Consider the following 22674-nt stretch of genomic DNA (forward strand, 5'->3'; position numbering starts at 1 on the left):
TTTAAAATTTAATGAATTTTTAGCATAATGGCGCATTATTTTTTCAGACGTCAAAATTATGTCAGAACAATCTTCTAAATATATCGCGGCATTGCTTGCGGTATTATCGATCTCAATGGTGCTTGGCATCGATCTATTTATTTTTTCTTTGCAACCTGAAAAGCAAACAATTCCTCATTTAGGTGTAGGCGTGTTGGTTGCACAGCTAATTTCTTTGTTGGTATTTTATCGTGGCGAAATTTGCCCAGGACAACGTGGTCGTTTAATCAAAGTTAATCTGACTTTTGCCATTTATTGGGCTGTCTGGTTGGTGATAAGTCTATTACAGAGTAATCACACGCTTACTAACGTGATGAGCGTATGTGGTCTTTCTGTTGTGTATTTTATTTGGAAACAACCAAAAACTGAAAAAATCCGTAACAGCTTTTTATTGATGGCTGCATTAATTGCGGGTTTAGGTTGCTTGAGTTATTTAATAATTTTTACCGTGCTTCCTGCAAGTGATTTTGCTGAATATAACCCGTTTGCACCGATTTTATCTGGAGTGATTTTGGCAAATCTTGCGCTTGTTATTGCACGAAATCGTTTACAAGGTTTTATTGCATTGTTTCCCTTATCCATGATTATATTGTTAGCCCTAAATGCTTTGGCAATGTTCTTATTTTTACTTTTAAATGGCATGGAAAGTACGGTTAATTCTGACAGTATTTTCGCTTACATCATTTATTTTGTTTGTCATTTTGTTATTGCAGCCATTCTGATTCTACATAGTTTCCAAAAGTGGAAATTATCTGCCAATAGTTTATTTATCCTATTATTTATTGCGGTTTGCTTGCCGTTATGGATGATTTTCGCTTAATAAAGAAAACAATCATTGAGCCGTGGGGATATTTACCCACGGCTTTTTAAATTTCGGCTGGTTAGAAAGTAATATGCCGACACGGAAATCGCGACACATGCCCCCATAGTAAAGAGCATTGGTGCAGCGGTATCCATTTTCATTGATGCGACTAAACTTCCCATAATTGCACCCACTGCAAAACGTACGCTACCAATCAAAGAATTTGCTGTTCCCGCCATTTGAGGACATCTTTCTAAAGCTGATGCCATTGCATTTGATGAAATCACAGGGTTTGGACCAACGAAAAAGGCGACGCCAATTGCCATTGGCCAAAAACCGAGATCTAAAAGTGCGGTCAAAATTAGCCACATTCCAGAAAGGAATTGAATTGTAAGGGCTATCCGTAACATTGTTTCTGCACCCACTTTAGTGACAAATCGGCTATTCAAAAAGGAGGCAAAGATCATTGTAACGATATTCATCATAAAGAAATAACCGAACTGATCAACGGGAACACCATAAATACCGATATAGACAATTGAGCCTGCAGTCACAAAAGCAAATAACCCACCAAAGCCAAAAGAGGCGGCAAACATATAGCCGAGCACGTCTTTTTGCTTCCAAAGAAGAAGGAAATTGCGAGCTATAATATTTAAGCGCAGCGGAATGCGATTTTCTTTTTTATGGGTTTCTGGAATGATGAAAAAGACTAATGCAGCGGCTAATAATCCCACGAGTGAGATAACGTAAAAAATCGCATGCCAATGGAAAAATTTAACGATGTAACCACCAATAATTGGTGCAACTAAAGGTGCAAGCATAAACACTAACGTGATGGTTGACATTACTTTAGATAGCTGATCTTTACTAAATAAATCACGTAATAATGCGCCTGAAAGCACAACAGGTGCGGCACCAAAGAAACCTTGCACAAAACGAAGTGCGGTGAAATTTCCGACTGAATTTATTTCGGTGAGCACCAAAGCTGTTAGTGCGCCTACAATGACACCGAGTAAAATGATCGGTTTTCGTCCGAAACTATCACCAAAAGGTCCCCAAAAAAGCTGACCAAATGCCATGCCATAAGCAAAAGAGGTGAGCGTGTGTTGTACTTGTTCTGGGCTCACACCGAGATCTTTCGCAATTTCTAAAAAAGACGGCAAATACATATCCACACCAAAAGGCGGTAGCATGGAGAGAATGCCGAGGGTAAGAATAAAGATGAAAGTCGATTTTTGTTGATTCATATTATTTTACCAAACTTTCAATTTCGCTTTGAGTCAATGGGCGGTATTCCCCTTCATCTAAGGATTGATCCAACACTACATTACCAATTTTCCAGCGATGTAATCCGACGACTTTATTCCCAAGTGCGGCAAACATACGTTTTACTTGATGATAGCGGCCTTCAGAAATGGTTAGATTTACATTGTAATCATCTAAAATTTCTAATTTTGCTGGTTTAGTGGGCTCTTTTTCTCCGCGTAATAAAATGCCTTTTGCACAAGCCGTTGCGTAATTTTCTTCTACGGGATCAGCTAAAGTTACCAAATAGGTTTTTTCACAATGATGTTTTGGCGAAGTGATGCGATGTGACCATTGTCCATCATCGGTAAGCAAGACGAGACCTGTTGTATCCATATCTAAGCGACCCGCGCTATGTAATTTCCCCGCTAAAGGGTAATCGAAAAATTGATAAATTGTTGGATAGTCGCCATCATCATTAGAACAAACACAGCCTTGTGGCTTATTCAACATAAAATACTGGCCTTTTTCCACCCACGTTAATAATTGATCTTCAAAATAGATTTCATCTTCTTGTGAAATTTGTACCGCGCCACTTTTGACAATTTCACCATTAATTTTTACCGCACTTTGGCGGATCGCTTTTGTTGCTTGAGAACGCGTTAATCCTGTATTTTCAGCAATAAATTTATCTAATCTCATTATGTTTTCTCTTGTTAAAATTCGCTAGGCATTGTACAGGTTTTTGCTTTTAGAACGAAACAAAAAAGGCTGCAATGCAGCCTTTATCTATTAAGCTTGATTAAACCACTTCACGTAATCGAATTGATCGTAATATTTTTTCCCATTCCAGCCAGAAAATTCAAAAATATCTCCCACCTGATTTTGTTTCTCGAAGCCTTTTATATAATAAGCCGATTTAAAAGCAGGGCAGGGCTTGTGAGTAAAAATCACTTTATTTTTAAAAGGGAGTTGATCAAAAAGTTGAATGTCTTTTTCGGTTACACCATCTCGATCTGTCATGATAATAAAAAGATTGTCTAAATTGATGCGTGACGTGCGAAGTTGCCATTTTTCACCAGCTTCTTGCTCACTGTGATAGTGCATAAAATGAATTTCAAGATCGGCAAGTTTTCCCACTGGATAACTTTTTTCTGTTTGTACGAATGTGAGAGGTTGAGTGAGGTAGAAATCCATATTTTGTAAATAACGCAAAAAATCCTGTGGTGAGAGATAGAGGTTCACAAAAGGGGAATTAAACGGCTGGTGCAAATCATGTAAGATAAAAGCTCCCACGCAATTGGCAGAAATGACAGTCATGCCTTGGTTAGTCAATTTACGTTGTAATGAATGATTGATAAAAAATCTTTGGCATTTATTCACCGCACTTTTGATTTTTTGAAATGGATTCATTTTATTATCCTCTATGATTCTCTTGTAAAAATCCTACCTTTTTTGCTGAAAAATGAAAAGTCTAGCTAATGCCTCGCATCAAAAAATTTTGTAATGATTTTGTGAAAATTTGCAGTCTGTCACAATTTTTTGAATAAAAAACCGCTATAATCGACGTAATATTTCAATCCTGTTTCAATAAAATGGAGCATTTATTATGAGTGAACAATTACGTCAAGCAGCCTTGGATTTCCACGAATTTCCAATTCCTGGAAAAATTGAAGTTACCCCAACAAAATCATTAGCAACGCAACGCGATCTGGCTTTAGCTTATTCACCAGGTGTGGCTGAGCCTTGTTTAGAAATTGAAAAAGATCCTGCAGCCTCTTACAAATATACGGCGCGTGGCAATTTGGTCGCTGTTATTTCTAATGGTACAGCGGTACTTGGTCTTGGCAATATTGGCGCGCTTGCGGGCAAACCTGTAATGGAAGGGAAGGGGGTATTGTTCAAAAAATTCGCTGGTATCAACGTATTTGATATTGAAGTGAATGAACATGATCCCGATAAACTTGTTGATATTATTGCTTCGTTAGAGCCGACTTTCGGTGGGGTCAATTTAGAAGATATTAAAGCACCAGAATGTTTCTATATTGAACAAAAATTGCGTGAGAGAATGAATATTCCTGTATTCCATGATGACCAACATGGTACGGCGATCATCAGTGCTGCCGCGATTATCAATTCTCTTCGTATTGTAGGTAAAAAAATTGAAGATGTTCGACTTGTTGCGTCTGGTGCGGGTGCAGCATCAATTGCGTGCTTGAACTTATTGCTTTCTTTAGGTATGAAACGTGAAAACATCACGGTTTGCGACTCAAAAGGCGTGGTATATAAAGGCCGTGATGACAAAATGGATCAAACCAAAAAAGATTATGCAATTGAAGATAATAGTTGGCGTAAACTTGGTGATGCGATGCCAAATGCAGATATTTTCTTAGGTTGTTCTGCGGCTGGTGCGCTTACACAAGATATGGTGAAAACCATGGCTGCACATCCAATTATTCTTGCTTTAGCTAATCCAAATCCTGAAATTACCCCGCCAGAAGCGAAAGCGGTTCGTCCTGATGCAATTGTATGTACAGGACGCTCTGATTATCCAAACCAAGTAAATAACGTGCTTTGTTTCCCATTCATTTTCCGTGGCGCATTAGATGTGGGCGCAACCACTATTAATGAAGAAATGAAACGTGCTGCAGTTTATGCGATTGCCGACCTTGCATTAGAAGAGCAAAACGAAGTTGTAACTTCTGCTTACGGTGGTGAAGGGGCGAATTTTGGTGCAGATTATGTGATTCCTCGTCCATTCGATCCTCGCTTGATTGTGCGTATCGCACCAGCGGTAGCAAAAGCAGCAATGGAATCTGGTGTGGCAACTCGTCCAATTCAAAATTGGGATGCTTATGTTGAAAAACTAACTCAGTTTGTTTACAAAACGAGCTTGTTTATGCGTCCTATTTTCAGCCAAGCAAAAGCGGCAAAACAACGCATTATTTTGGCGGAAGGAGAAGAAAATAAAGCATTGCATGCCACCCAAGAAGTGATTTCAATGGGCTTGGCAAATCCAATCTTAATTGGTCGCCGCAGTGTGATTGAAGAAAAAATTAAAAAACTTGGTTTGCGTTTAACTGCCGGTGTAGATTTTGAAATTGTGGATAACGAAGATAATCCTCGCTATGAGGAATGTTGGAAACACTATTACGAACTTACTAAACGTAAAGGTATTACACCTGCAATCGCAAAACGCGTGGTGCGTTCTAATACAACTGTGCTTGCATCTACTTTAGTGAGTCTGGGCTACGCTGATGGCTTGGTATGTGGTTTATTTGGTTCTTATGGTAAACATTTAGCATCTATTAAGGATATTATTGGGTTAAAAGATGGCGTGAAAACTGCCGCTGCTTTAAATAGCCTTGTATTACCGACGGGTAACGTATTCTTAACTGATACCCATGTAAACAGTAATCCAACAACGGAAGAATTAGCTGAAATCACCTTAATGGCAGCAGAAGAAATTCACCGTTTCGGTATTGAACCTGCGGTTGCCTTGCTTTCTCATTCTAATTTTGGTTCCTCTAATTCTCTTGGTGCACCAAAAATGCGTGAAGTATTACAGATCGTAAAAGAGCGTAATCCGCACTTAATGATCGATGGTGAAATGCGTGGCGATTTAGCGATGAATGAAGCTCACCGCAAAGAAGTCATGCCTGATAGTCCATTGAAAGGAAGTGCAAATTTATTAGTGTTCCCTGATTTGAGCTCATCACGTATTAGTTATAGCTTATTACGCGGCACCACTACGGCAATTACTGTTGGCCCTATCTTAATGGGTATGAACAAATCTGCGCATATTCTTAATCCGGGTGCATCTGTTCGCCGTATTATTAATATGATTGCCTATGCTGCGGTGAAAGCACAACAAGAGTAATTGAAAAAGTGCGGTGAATTTTTATTAAATTTCCGCCGTTTACTTAACAAAGCCTCGATTTTTCTCGAGGCTTTATTTTTTGTAATTCTATTGAATGTGATTAGCTAAAATTGCGCTACACAGAATTCGGCATATTGTTTGCATTTGAGATTAACTAAAACTATGCGAAAATTGACCGCACTTTAAGACTTTTGTCGTGTCGAAAAGGAACCGACCGATAGACAGTTGCCTATCTTTCTTTAATTTAATACGGCTTGGATGCCGTTGCATTAGTGGTTTTTACAATGAAAAAAGCGCATTCCCCTTTATTCCCCATCTTCACCTTCGTGTTGATTAATCTCATCATCCTTTCCTTATCCCGTTTGGGACTTGCTGTATGGCAATCAGAGCGTGTATTTGCCGTAAATGGCTGGTTGCAATTATTTTTGCAAGGCGTACGAATGGATGTTGTGGCACTTTGTTATTTATTTGGCGTACCTGCATTGCTCACAACATTGTTCCATTGCAGCAAAGTTTGGCTAAAAATTTTACGCCTTTGGCTAACGCTTGGTAGTGTGTTTATTATCTTTATGGAAATTGCCACACCTGCCTTTATTGAAACCTACGATTACCGTCCAAATCGTTTATTTATCGAATACCTGATTTATCCGAAAGAAGTTTTTTCAATGCTTGCTGAAGGGCATTTAAGTGCGGTGATTTTTAGCCTTGTTTTCACAGTTTTATCTGCCGTGATTTATTGGAAAATTTCTGGTTGGGCAGTCAAAAATTTACGTTCAATGAGTTGGAAACTCCGCCCTGTGATTGCTTTGTTTGTAATTGTAGTAAGTTTCCTCGGAGCGCGTTCAAGTTTTCAACACCGCGGTATTAATCCCGCCATGGTGGCATTTTCTTCTGATGCGTTAGTGAATTCTTTGGTGCTTAATTCGGGCTATTCCGTCATTTATGCGGCACAGCAATTTAAAGATGAAGAAAAATCTTCAGAAATGTACGGAAAAATGGATGCAGATGAAATGTTTCGTATTGTTAAAGCAAGTCGAGGCCGCCCAGACAGCGATTATATTTCAGATAAATACCCAACTTTAACGAAAAATGTCGCGACTTATCAGGGTAAAACTAAAAATATCGTGATTTTGTTACAAGAGAGTCTCGGTGCTCAGTTTATTGGAACGCTCGGTGGCAAACCTCTTTCTCCAAATGTGGATCAGCTCGCAAAAGAAGGCTGGTTATTTGAAAATCTTTATGCAACAGGCACACGTTCAGTACGCGGTATTGAAGCAACAACCGCAGGTTTTACGCCAACGCCGGCTCGTGCAGTGGTGAAACTTAATAATGCCCAAAGTGGTTTCTTTACTATTGCGGATTTATTACATAAACAAGGCTATAACACTTCCTTTATTTATGGCGGAGAAAAGCACTTTGACAATATGGCGAGCTTTTTCTATGGCAATGGTTTTAAAGATATTTGGGATCAACAAGATTATCAAAATCCAACATTTACTGGCACTTGGGGCGTGAGTGATGAGGATTTATTTGATAAAGCCAATGAAACTTTCACGAAATTACAAAATGAAGGTAAACCGTTTTTTAGTTTAGTATTTAGTTCCAGTAATCATGATCCATTTGAATACCCAGATGGCAAAATTGAACTTTATGAACAACCAAAAGCCACTCGTAACAATGCCGCAAAATATGCGGATTATGCGTTAGGTCATTTCTTTAAAATGGCAAAACAGTCTAATTATTGGAAAGATACGATTTTCTTAATTGTTGCGGATCACGATTCTCGTGTAGGTGGAGCAAGTCTTGTGCCGATTAAGCATTTCCATATTCCAGCCTTGATTCTTGGTGATGGGATTACGCCACGCCGTGACAGTCGTCTTGTGAGCCAAATTGATATGCCAACCACGTTACTTTCTTTAGCAGGCGTAAGTGGCAATTATCCAATGATTGGTTTTGATTTAACGCAAGACGTAAATCCAGATCGTGCCTTTATGCAATACGATCAAACTCAAGCAATGATGAAAGGCAATAATGATGTGGTGATTCAAATGCCAAATAAAGCGGCGCAAGGTTATCATTATGATAAAGCTTCAGAAACTTTAACGCCAAAAGACGTGCCTGATGCAATGAAAAAAGAGGCATTGGCTCACGCTTTATTAGGCAGTTATTTATATAAGAATCGCTTGTATTCTTCAGGTGAAAATAAATAAACGGAACGCCAGCTTAAGCTGGCGTTTTTTTAGTTTTCAAAAACAAACTGTTCACGCAATTGATGTAATTGATCGCGAATTGCCGCGGCTTTTTCAAATTCCAAATCTTGCGCAAATTTATACATTTGTTGTTCCAGTTTTTTGATTTGTTGTTGATATTCTTTGGCATTTTTCGGAGCATTATAAAGTGCGGTTGGTTCTGCTGCCATTTTTCCACGTTGTTTATTGGCTTTCGCTTTTTGGTTTGCACCTTGCCCAATATCTAACAATTCACCGACTTTCTTATTTAATGCTTGTGGCACAATGCCATGTTCTTCATTATATTTGGTTTGTTTTTCACGACGACGATTAGTTTCGGTGATGGCTTTTTCCATCGATTTTGTGATGCTATCCGCATATAAAATTGCTTTACCATTCAAGTTTCGCGCAGCACGACCTATTGTTTGGATTAAAGAACGTTCGGAACGTAAAAATCCTTCTTTGTCAGCATCTAAAATCGCCACAAGAGACACTTCTGGAATATCTAAACCTTCACGCAATAAGTTAATCCCAACCAATACATCAAATTCGCCTAAACGCAAATCTCGGATAATTTCGACGCGTTCCACGGTATCAATATCAGAATGTAGATAACGTACACGAATCCCGTGTTCATCTAAATAATCTGTTAAATCTTCCGCCATTTTTTTGGTGAGTGTTGTCACTAAAACGCGCTCATTTTTATCCGCTCTTTGGCGAGCTTCGGAAAGTAAATCATCCACTTGAATGGACACTGGACGAATTTCAATGATCGGATCAAGTAAACCAGTCGGGCGAACCACTTGATCGATGATCTCACTACCTGATTTCTCTAATTCATAAGGCCCTGGTGTTGCGGAAACATAAATGGTTTGTGGGGCTAAGCGTTCAAATTCCTCAAAGCGTAATGGACGATTATCCAAGGCAGACGGTAAACGGAAACCATATTCGACTAAGGTTTCTTTGCGAGAACGGTCGCCACGATACATTCCACCAATTTGAGGCACAGTCACATGAGATTCATCAATAATTAAAATAGCATCAGAGGGCATATAATCAAATAATGTTGGTGGTGGTTCGCCCTCATTTCTGCCTGACAAATAGCGAGAATAGTTTTCAATGCCCGAGCAATAGCCTAATTCATTCATCATTTCAATATCAAATTGGGTACGCTGGCTGATACGCTGTTCTTCTAAAAGTTTATGTTCCTTGATGAAGTATTCACGGCGTGATACCAGTTCTTTTTTGATGTTTTCTATCGCATCTAAAATACGTTCTCTTGGTGTCACATAGTGCGTTTTAGGATAGATCGTAAAACGTGGTACTGCACCAAAACTACTGCCAGTAAGCGGATCAAATAAACTTAAACGCTCGATTTCATCATCAAATAACTCAATACGCACCGCACGATCATCGGATTCCGCTGGGAAAATATCAATAATTTCGCCGCGAACACGGAAAGTTCCACGCTGAAATGCTTGATCATTGCGAGTATATTGCAATTCCGCTAATTTCGCTAAAATTTGGCGTTGATCGATAATGGCACCTTGTTGTAAATGCAACATCATTTGTAAATAGCTATCAGGATCACCCAAACCATAAATTGCAGAAACGGAAGCCACCACGATAGTATCTCGACGTTCTAAAAAAGATTTCGTTGCTGAAAGACGCATTTGTTCGATTTGATCATTAATAGACGCATCTTTTTCAATAAAGGTATCGCTGCTCGGCACATAGGCTTCTGGCTGATAATAATCATAGTAAGACACAAAATATTCCACCGCATTTTCTGGAAAAAAGGCTTTCATTTCTGCATAGAGTTGGGCGGCAAGTGTTTTATTTGGCGCAAGTAACATCGCTGGGCGATTTAATTGAGCGATTACATTGGCAATAGTAAACGTCTTCCCCGAGCCTGTTACCCCGAGTAAAGTTTGGTGAGCTAATCCATCCGTTAAATTTTCAGTCAGTTTTTCGATAGCTTGTGGCTGATCGCCAGAGGGACGAAAGTCGGAATGTAGAATGAACGGTTTTGTGTTGATTTTTTCAGACATAAAGTGCGGTCGGTTTTTTCATAGTTTTGAATAATGTCTATTTTAGCATATTTAATGTGTAAAATTGATCAGGCAAAAATCTAAGTTTTACACAGACTTAGCGATGTCAAGAGGAAGATGTCACAAATTCATAAAAAAAACTTTAATTTTTTACTAGACAAAACTTAACCTGTTGATTTTAAATTAAAATTTAATTTTAGGCTAATCTGTAATCAAGATCGAACAATCCTTGTAAGAATAAGGGATCCGCAAAATTTTAAAAAGTTAATCCACAAAGTTATCCACAGGCTCTGTGGATAGAAAAATAAATATTAGGTGGTATATAAAAAATGAGGAAATTTTTTATTTTTTATGAAATTTTTTTAAATTTTGCATTGACAAGCTAACTATCGATCATTAAAATTCGCGCCCTGTTCCTTGTGATACAAAGTTTATTCCTCCTTAGTTCAGTCGGTAGAACGGTGGACTGTTAATCCATATGTCGCTGGTTCAAGTCCAGCAGGAGGAGCCAATTTTTCTTTTGGTTTAGAGTTTGTTTGTCTCCTTTTACAAACTCTAAATTAGCAACCAAAAGATTTTGAGCCCATCATGTTGATGGGCTTTATTTTTAACTTCAAAATATGATTTTGCTTCCGCCAGTTGAGATGGTTGTGCCGTATAACAAACTCAAGGCAAAAAATAGCATTATTCCACCTGCGATTAATTTCACGATACTTTCGCTTTTTCCTTTCGTATGTTTTGAACTATACCAACGCCCTAAGTGAATCGCGGTATTTCGCGCATAACGTACAATTCCTGCGAAGGCTGACAGCATAAGTCCTGTGCCGAAAGACATGGCCAATACAGCTAAAATTCCCCAGCCATAGAGATCAAGCATATAAGCTAAAAATAAAACGAAAATTGCACCGCTACATGGTCGCATGCCAATTGTTAGAATCACGAGAAATTGTGATTTTAGATTAGTTGCTTGTGCAGTTTGCGTGGGGCTTGGCAAATGTTGGTGTCCACAGCTACAAGTGTTTGGTTGAAAAGTGCGGTTATTTTTCACCGCACTTTTTTCGTATAGGGGGAGGGGATTTAGGGATTTAATGGCTAATTTAGATTTTTTACGATAGGCACGTAAGCCTTGCCAAATCCAATAACAGCCGAGAAATACTAATAATAGCAATGCAGCTCTTTCTAACCAAAGCTGACTTAATTTGAAATAACGTGATGATAGATTTAGCACCACAACGAGCAATGTTGTTGCTGTAATTGCGACAATGCCTTGCATTAAGGAAGAAAGCAAACTCAAAATGGTGCTTTGTTTTAATTGGCTTTCATGAGTGGAAAGATAGCTGGCAATAATAAATTTGCCGTGTCCCGGCCCGAGGGCATGAAGTACGCCGTAAACAAAGCTGGCGAAAATAAGCGTGATGCCTGCCTTGATGCTATTATTTTGAATTTGATGTAAATTTTCCGAAATAAGCTGATTAAAATCTTTTTGCCAACTGGCAATATGTAAGAAAAACCAAGGGGAAAAATAGCCAAGTAAGGCGAGTGCAACCACTAATAACACGAGCCCAGTTTTATATTTTTTCATTTCTACTCACATTGAATTATTATTTTTTGCGCGAACATTACGCCTAATGAATCATCTTCGTTCTTTTGGGATTTATCAAGTGAAGATGCGTAGGATTGGATTTTTTCATCCACATTAGGTTCAATTAATTTTCCTTGGCAATTTTTCGGAAGTGCGGAAAAATCTACCGCACTTTTTGAGGCGTAAGTCATCGCCACATAATAAGTGGGATCGTAAGTTTGTAAGCTAAATGTGTTTTTTTCTAACTTTTGAGAATGGGCGAGTGGCACATCAAAATAATATTGAAGTTGTAATCCTTGGATTTTTACGCCGTAATTTTTTGGGTGTGAAGAATATTTAATTTTGTTGTTTTGGGCGTCATATAGATAGCTAAAATAATGTTCACTCACAACATTTCCCATAACATCATCAATAAGTTTTTGTTGCTCATTTTTTGTTTTCGCCTGTTTCATATCATAAATAACCGCGGATGAACTTGGTTCATCGAGCGTCCATTTCATTGATAAACCAGTGAGTTGATTATTTTCTATGATAGGCGTGGTTTGCATATCTATAAATGCATGGGGGTGAGCTAAAACACTGCAACTAAAGAATAGACCGAGCAATAATGAATACGTTTTCACAAAAAATCCTAATTATTTTGAACGTTAGCATTAGAAGTTGTTTATTCTACACGCAAAAACGAATTTTTCTGTCAAAAATGTTGATGTAAATCAAAAAAACTCTCAATAGCATTTCCCTTGCCTTTCAATATTCAGTAACATAGCACCGTCAAGTGATTGCTTGATATTCATAAAGTTCCTAAATAAAATAATCATAAATATAGCTAAACTACTTTCCTGCCACCCATTTTGGGTGGTTTTTTTTGTCTAAAATTTATTAGGAACGCATATTTGTATATCTTTTGTGTTTTAATTGTATTTCAATGTATGTTATTGTGTGTACTAAGCATCATTGATAAGGAGAAAATAATATGGCTGCAGTTAGCTTTCGAGTACCTGATGAAACTAAAAATATAGCGTTTGAAGTGATTAAAAGTTACGGTCTTTCCCCAACTCAAGCACTTAATATGTTTTTAGCTCAAATAGCTAAAACGAAAGCGATTCCAGTATCATTAGATTATCAAACTGAACAGATGCCTAACTCAAAAACTATAATGGCTATGGCAGAGTTAGATAATCATCATGGGCGTGAATACAAAACATTGGAGGAATTCCATCAAGCGATGCTAGCGGAGATGAAATCATGATTTCAGTGAGTGGGGAATATAAAAGAGAATTTAAAAAACATATTCCTCTTATTATAAATAGTCCAGAATACATTGAAGTTATGTATTGTCTTTTGAATAGCTTACCATTGCCAGAAAAATATAAAGATCATGCTTTAACTGGAAATTGGAAAGGTTGGAGAGATTGCCATATAAAGAATGATCTTGTGCTTATTTATAAAGTGGTGGGAGATGAAATAAGGCTAGCTCGTTTTAATACTCATTCAGAAATTTTTGGTTAATTGTGAGGATTGGACTGAATCTTGCTATTGCTATCCTATATTTCCGCCCTATTTTCCAGTAAAATAGGGCGTCATTTTTAATGAGGAATAATTAATGTCAACGCAATTTGTATATACGATGCATCGTGTCGGTAAAGTGGTACCACCGAAGCGTCATATTTTGAAAGATATTTCTTTAAGCTTTTTCCCTGGCGCTAAGATCGGGGTTTTAGGTTTAAATGGTGCGGGTAAATCAACCCTTTTACGCATCATGGCGGGCGTAGATAAAGAATTTGAAGGGGAGGCTCGTCCACAGCCAGGAATTAAAATCGGTTATCTTCCGCAAGAACCAAAATTAGAACCGCAACAAACCGTGCGTGAAGCTGTGGAAGAAGCGGTTTCAGAAGTGAAAAATGCACTGACTCGTTTAGATGAAGTGTATGCGCTTTATGCGGATCCAGATGCGGATTTTGATAAATTAGCGGCAGAACAAGCGAACCTTGAAGCCATCATTCAAGCGCATGATGGGCATAATTTAGATAACCAATTAGAACGTGCAGCTGATGCATTACGTTTACCAGATTGGGATGCCAAAATCGAACATTTGTCTGGTGGTGAGCGTCGCCGTGTGGCACTTTGTCGCTTATTACTCGAAAAACCAGACATGCTCTTATTAGACGAACCAACTAACCACTTAGATGCGGAATCGGTGGCATGGTTAGAGCGATTCTTACATGACTACGAGGGCACTGTTGTCGCAATTACTCACGACCGTTATTTCTTAGATAACGTAGCCGGTTGGATCTTAGAGCTTGACCGCGGTGAGGGTATTCCTTGGGAAGGTAACTATTCTTCTTGGTTAGAACAAAAAGAGAAACGCTTAGAGCAAGAACAAGCGGCTGAAAATGCCCGCCAAAAATCCATTGCGAAAGAGTTAGAATGGGTTCGTCAAAATCCAAAAGGCCGCCAAGCGAAAAGCAAAGCACGTATGGCACGCTTTGATGAGTTGAACTCTGGCGAATATCAAAAACGAAATGAGACCAACGAACTCTTTATTCCACCTGGTCCACGCTTAGGTGATAAAGTGATTGAAGTGCAAAACTTAACCAAATCTTATGGCGACCGCACTTTAATTGATGATTTGTCCTTTAGTATTCCAAAAGGGGCAATCGTTGGGATTATCGGGGCAAATGGTGCGGGTAAATCAACCTTATTCCGTATGTTGTCAGGTCAAGAACAACCAGATTCAGGTTCTGTGACAATGGGTGAAACCGTTGTGCTTGCTTCGGTAGATCAGTTCCGTGATTCAATGGATGACAAGAAAACCGTGTGGGAAGAAGTGTCTAACGGACAAGATATTCTCACTATCGGTAACTTTGAAATTCCAAGCCGTGCATATGTTGGGCGCTTCAACTTCAAAGGCGTAGATCAACAAAAACGCGTAGGAGAATTATCCGGTGGTGAACGTGGTCGTTTACATTTAGCTAAACTTCTACAACGTGGTGGTAACGTGCTATTACTGGACGAACCAACCAATGACTTAGACGTGGAAACCTTGCGTGCCTTAGAAAATGCGATCTTAGAATTCCCGGGCTGTGCAATGGTGATTTCCCATGACCGTTGGTTCTTAGACCGTATCGCAACGCATATTTTAGATTACGGTGATGAAGGTAAAGTCACGTTCTATGAAGGTAACTTCTCAGACTACGAAGAGTGGAAAAAGAAAACCTTAGGCGATGCAGCAACTCAGCCACATCGTATTAAATATAAACGTATTGCGAAGTAATTTATATTGAGAAAGTGCGGTTGATGTTAACCGCACTTTTCTCACTTTTTTGGGAGTGATTATGCTAGTTTATTTACATATTTTTTTCGCCTTTTTAAGTTTTGCCTTGTTGGTGATTCGTGGCGCAATGCAGCTTACTGGCAAAAACTGGCGTTCGATAAAATTATTAAAAATTTTACCGCACTTATCAGATACCTTGTTGATTGTTTCTGGTGTCGTCATTTTATATCTCTTTGCTTTTGATATTGAATGGTGGTTGATAGCGAAATTCGCATTATTGATTTTGTATATCCTGTTTGCTGCGAAATTTTTCAGTAAAAAAGTTTCTCAACCCAAAAGTATTTTCTTTTGGCTTGCTTGCGTAAGTTTTATTGGTGCGATGTTAATTGCCTATCTGAAATAAAACGATGTCATCTCGCCATCTTCAAATTTTAATCAGCAAAACTTTGCCGCTTGTGCCTGATAACGTGTTAATTATCGGTGAAAGCGGTATTGCTTTTTCTAAAGCAACGAATTTGCTCGGACAAGAATTTGAACATATCTTATTTGATGGACGAAATGGCATTCATCTTGAAGCGCTAGCTATTGCAGCTGGAACTCTGAAAATGGGCGGCACACTTTGTTTAGTGTTGTCCGATTGGGAAAATTTATCTCAGCAGCCTGATCAAGATAGTTTACGTTGGAATGGAAATCAGTCAGCAATCGCCACGCCTAATTTTATTTATCATTTCAAACAGTGCATTGAACGCTATCATTTCCCTATTTTCAGAGAGGAAAGTGCGGTTGAATTTCCTGCGGTTTTTTATTCTAACGAGCATCACAAAAATGCCACGTTAGCGCAACAACAAATTATCGAGACTATTTTACAGGCCGAGCAGGATATTTATTTTCTAACTGCCAAGCGGGGAAGAGGAAAATCCGCATTATTGGGGATGCTGGCTAATCAAATTCAAGCGCCAGTTTATCTCACCGCACCGAATAAAAGTGCGGTACATTCAGTTATTGAATTTTCAGAACGAGAGATAGAATTTATCGCCCCCGATGAACTGGCTATTAGGTTACAAAATGAACCTGAATTTAGTCAATCTGCTTGGTTGCTCGTAGATGAAGCAGCGATGATCCCATTGCCATTATTGCAAGAATATTCTCAATATTTTCAACATATTGTCTTTAGCACAACAATTCATAGCTACGAAGGAACGGGGCGTGGTTTCGAATTAAAATTTAAACGGAAAATTCACCGCACTTTTCAGCATTTTGAGCTTAAACAGCCCCTACGTTGGCAAGAAAATGATCCGTTAGAACATTTTATTGATGATCTTTTGTTGCTAAATGCCGAAGATGAGTTTCAGCAATTTCCTTTTCAGCGCTATCTCCCTTATCAAATCCGAGAAGTGCAAAAACCACATCATATTGCAGAGTTTTATGGCTTAATGACATTGGCGCATTATCGAACATCGCCACTCGATCTTCGTCGTTTACTTGATGGAGAAAATCAACGTTTTTATTTTGCTGAATATCAACAGAATTTGCTCGGTGCAATTTGGGCATTAGAAGAAGGAAATATGGCTGATGATGAGTTGATTATTCAAATTCAACAAGGCAAACGCCGTCCGAAAGGGAATCTGGTTCCACAAGCATTATGTTTCCATGAAAATCTGTCCCAAGCCTGTAAATTACGTTCCTTACGTATTTCTCGTATCGCGGTTCAGCCAAATTGGCAAAAACAGGGTATTGGTCAAAATCTAATGAAATTTATGGAAAATTCAGAAGTTGATTTTCTTTCGGTGAGTTTTGGCTACACCGACGAACTCGCAAAATTTTGGCAAAAGTGCGGTTTTGTTTTGGTGCATTTAGGCGAGCATCAAGAAGCGAGTAGTGGTTGTTATTCAGCGATTGCCCTTAAAGGTCTTTCCAAAGAAGGCTTGGCTTTAGTTGATACTGTGCACAAACAATTTCAGCGTAATATCCCCTTATCTTTTCATTCGTTCGCCATAAATTTTGAGCAAAATCAGCTTGATTGGCAGCTTGATGAGTTCGATTGGCTGAGCTTAAAAAACTTCGCTAATTTTCACCGCACTTTATTTTCGAGCATTCCTGCGATAAGGCGTTTATTAAAATTAGCAGGCAAAGAAAATTTCCCATTAATTTCCACTTATTTAACAAAAAAACAACTTCCCATTAACAAGAAAAAAGGCGTAGAATGTTTGCGTTTAGAAATTAAACAATATTTAGAAGGAGGAACTTTATGACAGAACAAACTGAGAAACCAAAATGTTGGTTTAAGCGTGCACTTGAAAAATATGATAATTTCATTAAAGAGTGGGGATTGGATCAACCTAATTGTAGCTGCGTGCCTATGTCAGCAACAGAAGATGAAAATGGTAATTTGAAGAAAGAAGAATCTTCTTTAAAGAAATAAATATCAACTGTTTTTTTAAACAGTGTGTTTATTGAAAGATAATTCAAATTCCAGTACACTATGCGTCAATTTTTATACAAGATTGGCGCATTATTTATATTTATGAAAACGGCTTTTTTCCAACCTGATATTCCTACCCAACCCAATGATCACAAAATTTTAGGCAATGTATTACCCGGCGCTGATGTATTGGCGATTAGTGAAATTGCAGAGCAAAATCAAAATTTAACCGTAGTGGTGACACCAGATACGCGAAGTGCGGTGCGTTTATCACGTGTTTTATCGGAATTAAGCAGCCAAAATGTATGCCTTTTTCCTGATTGGGAAACCTTACCTTACGATACCTTTTCTCCCCATCAAGAAATCATTTCCTCTCGTTTAAGTGCGCTTTTCCATTTACAAAATGCGAAAAAAGGCATTTTCTTATTGCCGATTTCGACATTAATGCAACGCCTTTGCCCGCCACAATACTTACAACACAATGTGCTTCTGATTAAAAAAGGCGATCGTTTGGTCATCGATAAAATGCGTTTACAATTAGAAGCTGCGGGCTATCGTGCTGTGGAGCAAGTATTAGAACATGGTGAATATGCGGTTCGTGGAGCCTTGTTGGATCTTTTCCCAATGGGAAGTGCGGTGCCTTTTCGTCTTGATTTTTTTGATGATGAAATTGATTCCATTCGCACTTTTGATGTAGATACGCAACGTACTCTTGATGAAATTAACTCAATTAATCTTTTGCCGGCTCACGAATTTCCAACGGATGATAAAGGGATTGAATTTTTCCGTACACAATTTCGTGAAACTTTTGGTGAAATTCGCCGAGATTCCGAACATATTTATCAGCAAATCAGTAAAGGTACCTTGATTTCTGGCATTGAATATTGGCAGCCACTTTTCTTTTCTGAAATGGCGACTTTGTTTGATTATTTGCCAGAACAAACGCTGTTTGTGGATATGGAAAATAACCAAATGCAAGGTGAACGTTTTTATCAAGATGCAAAACAGCGTTATGAGCAACGTAAAGTGGATCCCATGCGTCCGCTTTTACCGCCTGAAAAATTATGGCTTAATGTAGACGAAGTCAATCGCCGATTGAAATCTTATCCACGCATTACATTTAAAGCGGAAAAAGTGCGGTCATCGCTACGCCAGAAAAATTTACCTGTTGCCGCTTTACCAGAAGTGACGATTCAATCCCAGCAAAAAGAACCATTGGGACAATTACGCCAATTTATTGAGCATTTTAAAGGAAATGTACTGTTTTCGGTGGAGACGGAAGGTCGCCGAGAGACCTTGCTTGATTTGCTTTCACCATTAAAACTCAAGCCAAAACAAATTCAATCCTTGGAACAGGCTGAAAATGAAAAATTTAGCTTGTTAGTTAGTTCTCTTGAACAAGGTTTTATTATTGAACAATCGCTTCCTGTTGCGATTATTGGTGAAGCTAATTTACTTGGCGAACGTGTTCAACAACGTTCTAGAGATAAGCGTAAAACGATTAATCCTGATACGCTTGTGCGCAATCTTGCCGAGCTGAAAATAGGGCAGCCAGTTGTGCATCTTGATCACGGTGTGGGGCGTTATGGCGGTTTGGTTACCTTAGATACAGGTGGCATTAAAGCAGAATATTTGCTGCTAAATTATGCAAATGAATCAAAACTTTATGTGCCTGTTACTTCATTACATTTGATTAGCCGTTATGTTGGTGGTTCTGATGAAAGTGCACCATTACATAAATTGGGTAACGAGGCTTGGGCGAAATCACGCCAAAAAGCAGCGGAGAAAATTCGTGATGTGGCGGCCGAGTTACTAGATGTTTACGCACAACGTGAAGCGAAGAAAGGTTTTGCCTTTAAATATGATCGTGAAGAATTTCAACAATTTGCTGCAACTTTTCCTTTTGAAGAAACTTATGATCAGGAAATGGCAATTAATGCAGTGATTTCGGATATGTGTCAGCCAAAAGCAATGGATCGCCTTGTTTGCGGTGATGTAGGTTTTGGTAAAACTGAAGTGGCAATGCGTGCTGCGTTTTTGGCTGTGATGAATCATAAGCAAGTAGCAGTGCTAGTGCCAACCACACTGTTAGCTCAACAGCACTATGAGAATTTTAAAGATCGTTTTGCGAATTTGCCTGTGAACGTAGAAGTCTTATCGCGCTTTAAAACTGCAAAAGAACAAAAACAAATTCTGGAAAATCTCGCAGAAGGAAAAGTCGATATCCTAATTGGTACCCATAAATTAATTCAATCAGATGTAAAATTTAATGATCTTGGTTTGTTGATTATTGATGAAGAACATCGTTTCGGTGTGGGCCAAAAAGAGAAAATCAAACAGCTCCGCGCAAATATCGATATTCTTACCCTAACGGCAACGCCAATTCCGCGTACGCTCAATATGGCGATGAATGGTATTCGTGATCTTTCCATTATTTCTACGCCACCTGCTCGCCGATTAAGTATTAAAACCTTCGTCCGCCAGAATGACGATCTTGTTGTACGAGAAGCGATTTTGCGTGAAATCTTACGTGGCGGGCAGGTTTATTATCTTCACAATGATGTCGCAAGTATTGAAAATACAGCAGAAAAACTGACCGCACTTGTGCCTGAAGCGCGAGTGATTGTGGGGCACGGACAAATGCGAGAACGTGAATTAGAACGTGTGATGAGTGATTTTTATCATCAGCGTTATAACGTATTAGTTTGCTCAACCATTATCGAAACGGGTATTGATGTACCAACGGCAAATACCATTATTATTGAACGAGCGGATCATTTTGGATTAGCTCAGTTGCATCAATTACGCGGACGAGTAGGGCGTTCACATCATCAGGCTTATGCTTATTTGCTTACGCCACCGCCAAAAATGATGACAAAAGATGCCGAACGACGCCTAGATGCGTTAGAAAATCTTGATAACCTTGGTGCTGGTTTTATCTTGGCGACTCATGATTTAGAGATTCGTGGCGCTGGCGAATTACTTGGAAATGAACAAAGCGGACAAATTGAAAGCATTGGTTTTTCGCTTTATATGGAATTATTGGATGCGGCGGTTAAAGCGTTAAAAGAAGGGCGAGAACCATCATTAGAAGAATTGACGCAACAACAGGCGGATATTGAATTGCGCGTACCCGCTTTATTGCCAGATGATTATTTAGGTGATGTGAATATGCGTTTATCCTTTTATAAACGTATTGCCGCAGCTGAGAATAAATCAGAATTGGACGAGTTAAAAGTTGAGTTGATAGACCGATTCGGATTATTGCCAGATGCGACAAAAAATCTACTGCAAATTGCAGAGTTACGTTTGTTGGTTGAACCGTTGAAAGTTGTGCGAATTGATGCGGGAACGCAAGGTGGTTTCATTGAGTTTTCACCAAAAGCACAAGTGAATCCAGATAAATTTATTCAATTAATTCAAAAAGAACCTATTGTGTATCGATTTGATGGCCCACTAAAATTTAAGTTCATGAAAGATTTATCTGATAACAAAGTGCGGTTAGAATTTGTGGTAGATTTGTTGAAAGTAATTGCTTCATAAAAAAGAAGTCCGATCATCATGATCGGACTTTTTGTTTATATATTAGGTGGAAGAATTATTGTACTAATAAGTAAAAATTGTTGTCTCCACGTAAAATATTTAAGGCCACAGCCGATGGTGCATCATCAAGCGCTTTACTTAATTCAGCCGTGTTTTCAACTTGTTGACGGTTTATACCAATAATAATATCGCCAGCTTTTAAACCACGTTGCGCAGCAAGTGAGTTCGGTTGAACCTTGGTGATTTCAATCCCTTTGATGCCTTTTGCATCATAGTTTTTCAATGTAGCGCCATCTAATGCAGGTAATTCCGTTTTAGAGGAAAGTTGATTTCCATCATCCGCTTGTAATTTCACTTTAACATCGTGAGATTTACCATCGCGTAAGTAAGTTAAACTAATCTCTTTTCCTGCACCAGAGGTGGCAATTTTTGCACGCATTTCTGCAAAACTTGAGATTTTTTGACCATTCATCGCCGTGATAATATCCCCCGCTTTAATACCTGCTTTTTCAGCGGCTGATTTAGGCAATACTTCACTTACAAATGCGCCTTGTTGTGCACTTACATTAAAGGCTTTAGCTAAATCAGCATTGAGTTCACCACCTTTAATACCAAGCAATCCTCGGCGTACTTCACCAAATTCTAAAATTTGTTGTACTAAATTGTTTGCTTGATTACTTGGAATCGCAAAGGCAATTCCCGCATTGCCACCGCTTGGCGAAATAATCGCGGTGTTGATACCAATAAGTTCACCATTTAGGTTGACTAATGCACCACCTGAATTACCGCGGTTTACCGCAGCATCGGTTTGAATATAGTTTTCATAAGCACCGCTGTCAGAGCCAGTTGAGCGACCTAATGCAGAAACAATACCTGATGTCACTGTTTGACCTAAACCAAATGGATTACCAATTGCAACAGTGAAATCGCCTACGCGTAATTTATCAGAATCAGCAAATTTGATTTCTGTTAAATTACTTGGTTTTTCAAGCTGTACTAATGCAATATCAGATTGCTCATCTTTACCCACTAATTTGGCTTTAAACTCACGGCCATCTTGTAATTGCACGGTAATTTTATCAGCCCCGTCAATAACATGATTATTTGTTAAAACATAGCCTTTGCTTGCATTAATAATAACGCCAGAACCTAAACCACGGAAGTTACGTTTTGATTCACCGCGTCCACCAAATTGTTCAGCAAAACGATCACCGAAGAAGAATTTAAATTCCTCAGGAATATCGTCTTGGAAAGGAGAACGTGAATCAACTTTTGCTTTTCCTTCAACAGAAAGTGTTACCACTGCAGGTTGAACTTTTTCTAACATGGGTGCCAAACTATTTTGCTCTGAAATAAAACTTGGTAAACCAGCTTGAGTCACAAATGGTGTACTCAAGACACTTAATCCGAGAGCAATACTGCTTAATACAAAACGTGTTTTTTTCATAAAATACTCCAAAATAGATTTCAGATAACGTGCTCTATGAGACAAAGAAATAAAAAAAATGTTCAATCATGGATTTATTTCTCATATTTATTGAACGTTTCTAAAGGAAATCGGAGCAGTACAAAAACGCCTTACAAGTAGCAAATTCTGCAAATTTATGG

The 22674-nt window shown here is 38.6% G+C and carries 17 protein-coding genes and 1 tRNA gene; 11 read left to right on the forward strand and 7 right to left on the reverse strand.

The window, feature by feature from the left end; translation table 11 throughout:
- Window positions 1-58: 58 nt before the first annotated feature.
- Window positions 59-859, forward strand: a complete 801-nt coding sequence (locus DV417_RS04690; RefSeq protein WP_118878847.1) for a hypothetical protein — start codon at window positions 59-61, stop codon at window positions 857-859.
- Between the two features lie 32 nt (window positions 860-891).
- On the opposite strand, the gene DV417_RS04695 is transcribed toward DV417_RS04690, so the two are convergent.
- The 3 genes from DV417_RS04695 to DV417_RS04705 form a co-directional block, all read right to left on the reverse strand.
- Window positions 892-2088: a Bcr/CflA family multidrug efflux MFS transporter gene (locus DV417_RS04695; protein WP_118878849.1), complete on the reverse strand. Its 1197-nt coding sequence runs from the start codon at window positions 2086-2088 to the stop codon at window positions 892-894.
- A 1-nt stretch (window position 2089) separates the two neighbouring features.
- Window positions 2090-2788, reverse strand: coding sequence for a 16S rRNA pseudouridine(516) synthase RsuA (gene rsuA, locus DV417_RS04700; protein ID WP_009499999.1), 699 nt, complete (start codon window positions 2786-2788; stop codon window positions 2090-2092).
- Window positions 2789-2878: 90 nt separating this feature from the next.
- Window positions 2879-3499, reverse strand: coding sequence for a DUF1919 domain-containing protein (locus DV417_RS04705; protein ID WP_118878851.1), 621 nt, complete (start codon window positions 3497-3499; stop codon window positions 2879-2881).
- Window positions 3500-3695: 196 nt separating this feature from the next.
- Here DV417_RS04705 and DV417_RS04710 point away from each other — a divergent pair, with 196 nt between their 5' ends.
- Window positions 3696-5966, forward strand: coding sequence for an NADP-dependent malic enzyme (locus DV417_RS04710; protein WP_118878853.1), 2271 nt, complete (start codon window positions 3696-3698; stop codon window positions 5964-5966).
- Window positions 5967-6250: 284 nt separating this feature from the next.
- The gene (locus DV417_RS04715; RefSeq protein WP_118878855.1) at window positions 6251-8176 is read left to right on the forward strand and encodes an LTA synthase family protein; all 1926 of its coding nucleotides are present in this window, start codon (window positions 6251-6253) and stop codon (window positions 8174-8176) included.
- Window positions 8177-8205: 29 nt separating this feature from the next.
- Here the strand turns inward: DV417_RS04715 and uvrB are convergent, their stop codons facing one another.
- Window positions 8206-10245: an excinuclease ABC subunit UvrB gene (gene uvrB, locus DV417_RS04720; protein WP_065249720.1), complete on the reverse strand. Its 2040-nt coding sequence runs from the start codon at window positions 10243-10245 to the stop codon at window positions 8206-8208.
- Window positions 10246-10680: 435 nt separating this feature from the next.
- Between uvrB and DV417_RS04725 the strand changes: the two genes are divergently transcribed.
- Window positions 10681-10756: transfer RNA gene (locus tag DV417_RS04725), tRNA-Asn, on the forward strand.
- 102 nt (window positions 10757-10858) lie between these two features.
- On the opposite strand, the gene zevB is transcribed toward DV417_RS04725, so the two are convergent.
- Window positions 10859-11827 (reverse strand): zinc transporter permease subunit ZevB, encoded by a 969-nt coding sequence (gene zevB / locus DV417_RS04730; protein ID WP_118878857.1) that lies wholly within the window; start codon window positions 11825-11827, stop codon window positions 10859-10861.
- A 2-nt stretch (window positions 11828-11829) separates the two neighbouring features.
- On the reverse strand, window positions 11830-12450 hold the full coding sequence (gene zevA, locus DV417_RS04735; protein ID WP_118878859.1) for a zinc transporter binding subunit ZevA: 621 nt from the start codon (window positions 12448-12450) through the stop codon (window positions 11830-11832).
- Between the two features lie 350 nt (window positions 12451-12800).
- Between zevA and DV417_RS04740 the strand changes: the two genes are divergently transcribed.
- The 7 genes from DV417_RS04740 to mfd all read left to right on the forward strand — a co-directional run bounded on the left by DV417_RS04740 (window position 12801) and on the right by mfd (window position 21066).
- Window positions 12801-13076, forward strand: coding sequence for a type II toxin-antitoxin system RelB/DinJ family antitoxin (locus tag DV417_RS04740; protein ID WP_065249717.1), 276 nt, complete (start codon window positions 12801-12803; stop codon window positions 13074-13076).
- Window positions 13073-13336: a type II toxin-antitoxin system YafQ family toxin gene (locus DV417_RS04745; RefSeq protein ID WP_118878862.1), complete on the forward strand. Its 264-nt coding sequence runs from the start codon at window positions 13073-13075 to the stop codon at window positions 13334-13336. Before DV417_RS04740 ends, DV417_RS04745 begins: the two co-directional genes overlap by 4 nt.
- 94 nt (window positions 13337-13430) lie before the next feature.
- Complete coding sequence (gene ettA / locus DV417_RS04750) at window positions 13431-15101, forward strand: energy-dependent translational throttle protein EttA (protein WP_046950035.1); 1671 nt, start codon at window positions 13431-13433, stop codon at window positions 15099-15101.
- A gap of 61 nt (window positions 15102-15162) precedes the next feature.
- On the forward strand, window positions 15163-15504 hold the full coding sequence (locus DV417_RS04755; protein WP_053465370.1) for a SirB2 family protein: 342 nt from the start codon (window positions 15163-15165) through the stop codon (window positions 15502-15504).
- A 4-nt stretch (window positions 15505-15508) separates the two neighbouring features.
- Window positions 15509-17353, forward strand: a complete 1845-nt coding sequence (locus tag DV417_RS04760; protein ID WP_118878864.1) for a tRNA(Met) cytidine acetyltransferase TmcA — start codon at window positions 15509-15511, stop codon at window positions 17351-17353.
- Window positions 17350-17523: a DUF5363 family protein gene (locus DV417_RS09420; protein ID WP_179854398.1), complete on the forward strand. Its 174-nt coding sequence runs from the start codon at window positions 17350-17352 to the stop codon at window positions 17521-17523. The genes DV417_RS04760 and DV417_RS09420 overlap by 4 nt, the downstream gene beginning before the upstream one ends.
- 102 nt (window positions 17524-17625) lie before the next feature.
- The gene (mfd, locus tag DV417_RS04765) at window positions 17626-21066 is read left to right on the forward strand and encodes a transcription-repair coupling factor (RefSeq protein WP_118879071.1); all 3441 of its coding nucleotides are present in this window, start codon (window positions 17626-17628) and stop codon (window positions 21064-21066) included.
- Between the two features lie 55 nt (window positions 21067-21121).
- Here the strand turns inward: mfd and DV417_RS04770 are convergent, their stop codons facing one another.
- Window positions 21122-22513 carry a DegQ family serine endoprotease gene (locus DV417_RS04770; protein ID WP_118878866.1) on the reverse strand — a complete coding sequence of 464 codons (1392 nt, stop codon included), beginning with the start codon at window positions 22511-22513 and terminating at the stop codon, window positions 21122-21124.
- Window positions 22514-22674: the final 161 nt, after the last annotated feature.

The sequence above is a fragment of the Haemophilus haemolyticus genome (assembly GCF_003490935.1).
GTDB classification, from domain to species: domain Bacteria; phylum Pseudomonadota; class Gammaproteobacteria; order Enterobacterales; family Pasteurellaceae; genus Haemophilus; species Haemophilus haemolyticus_M.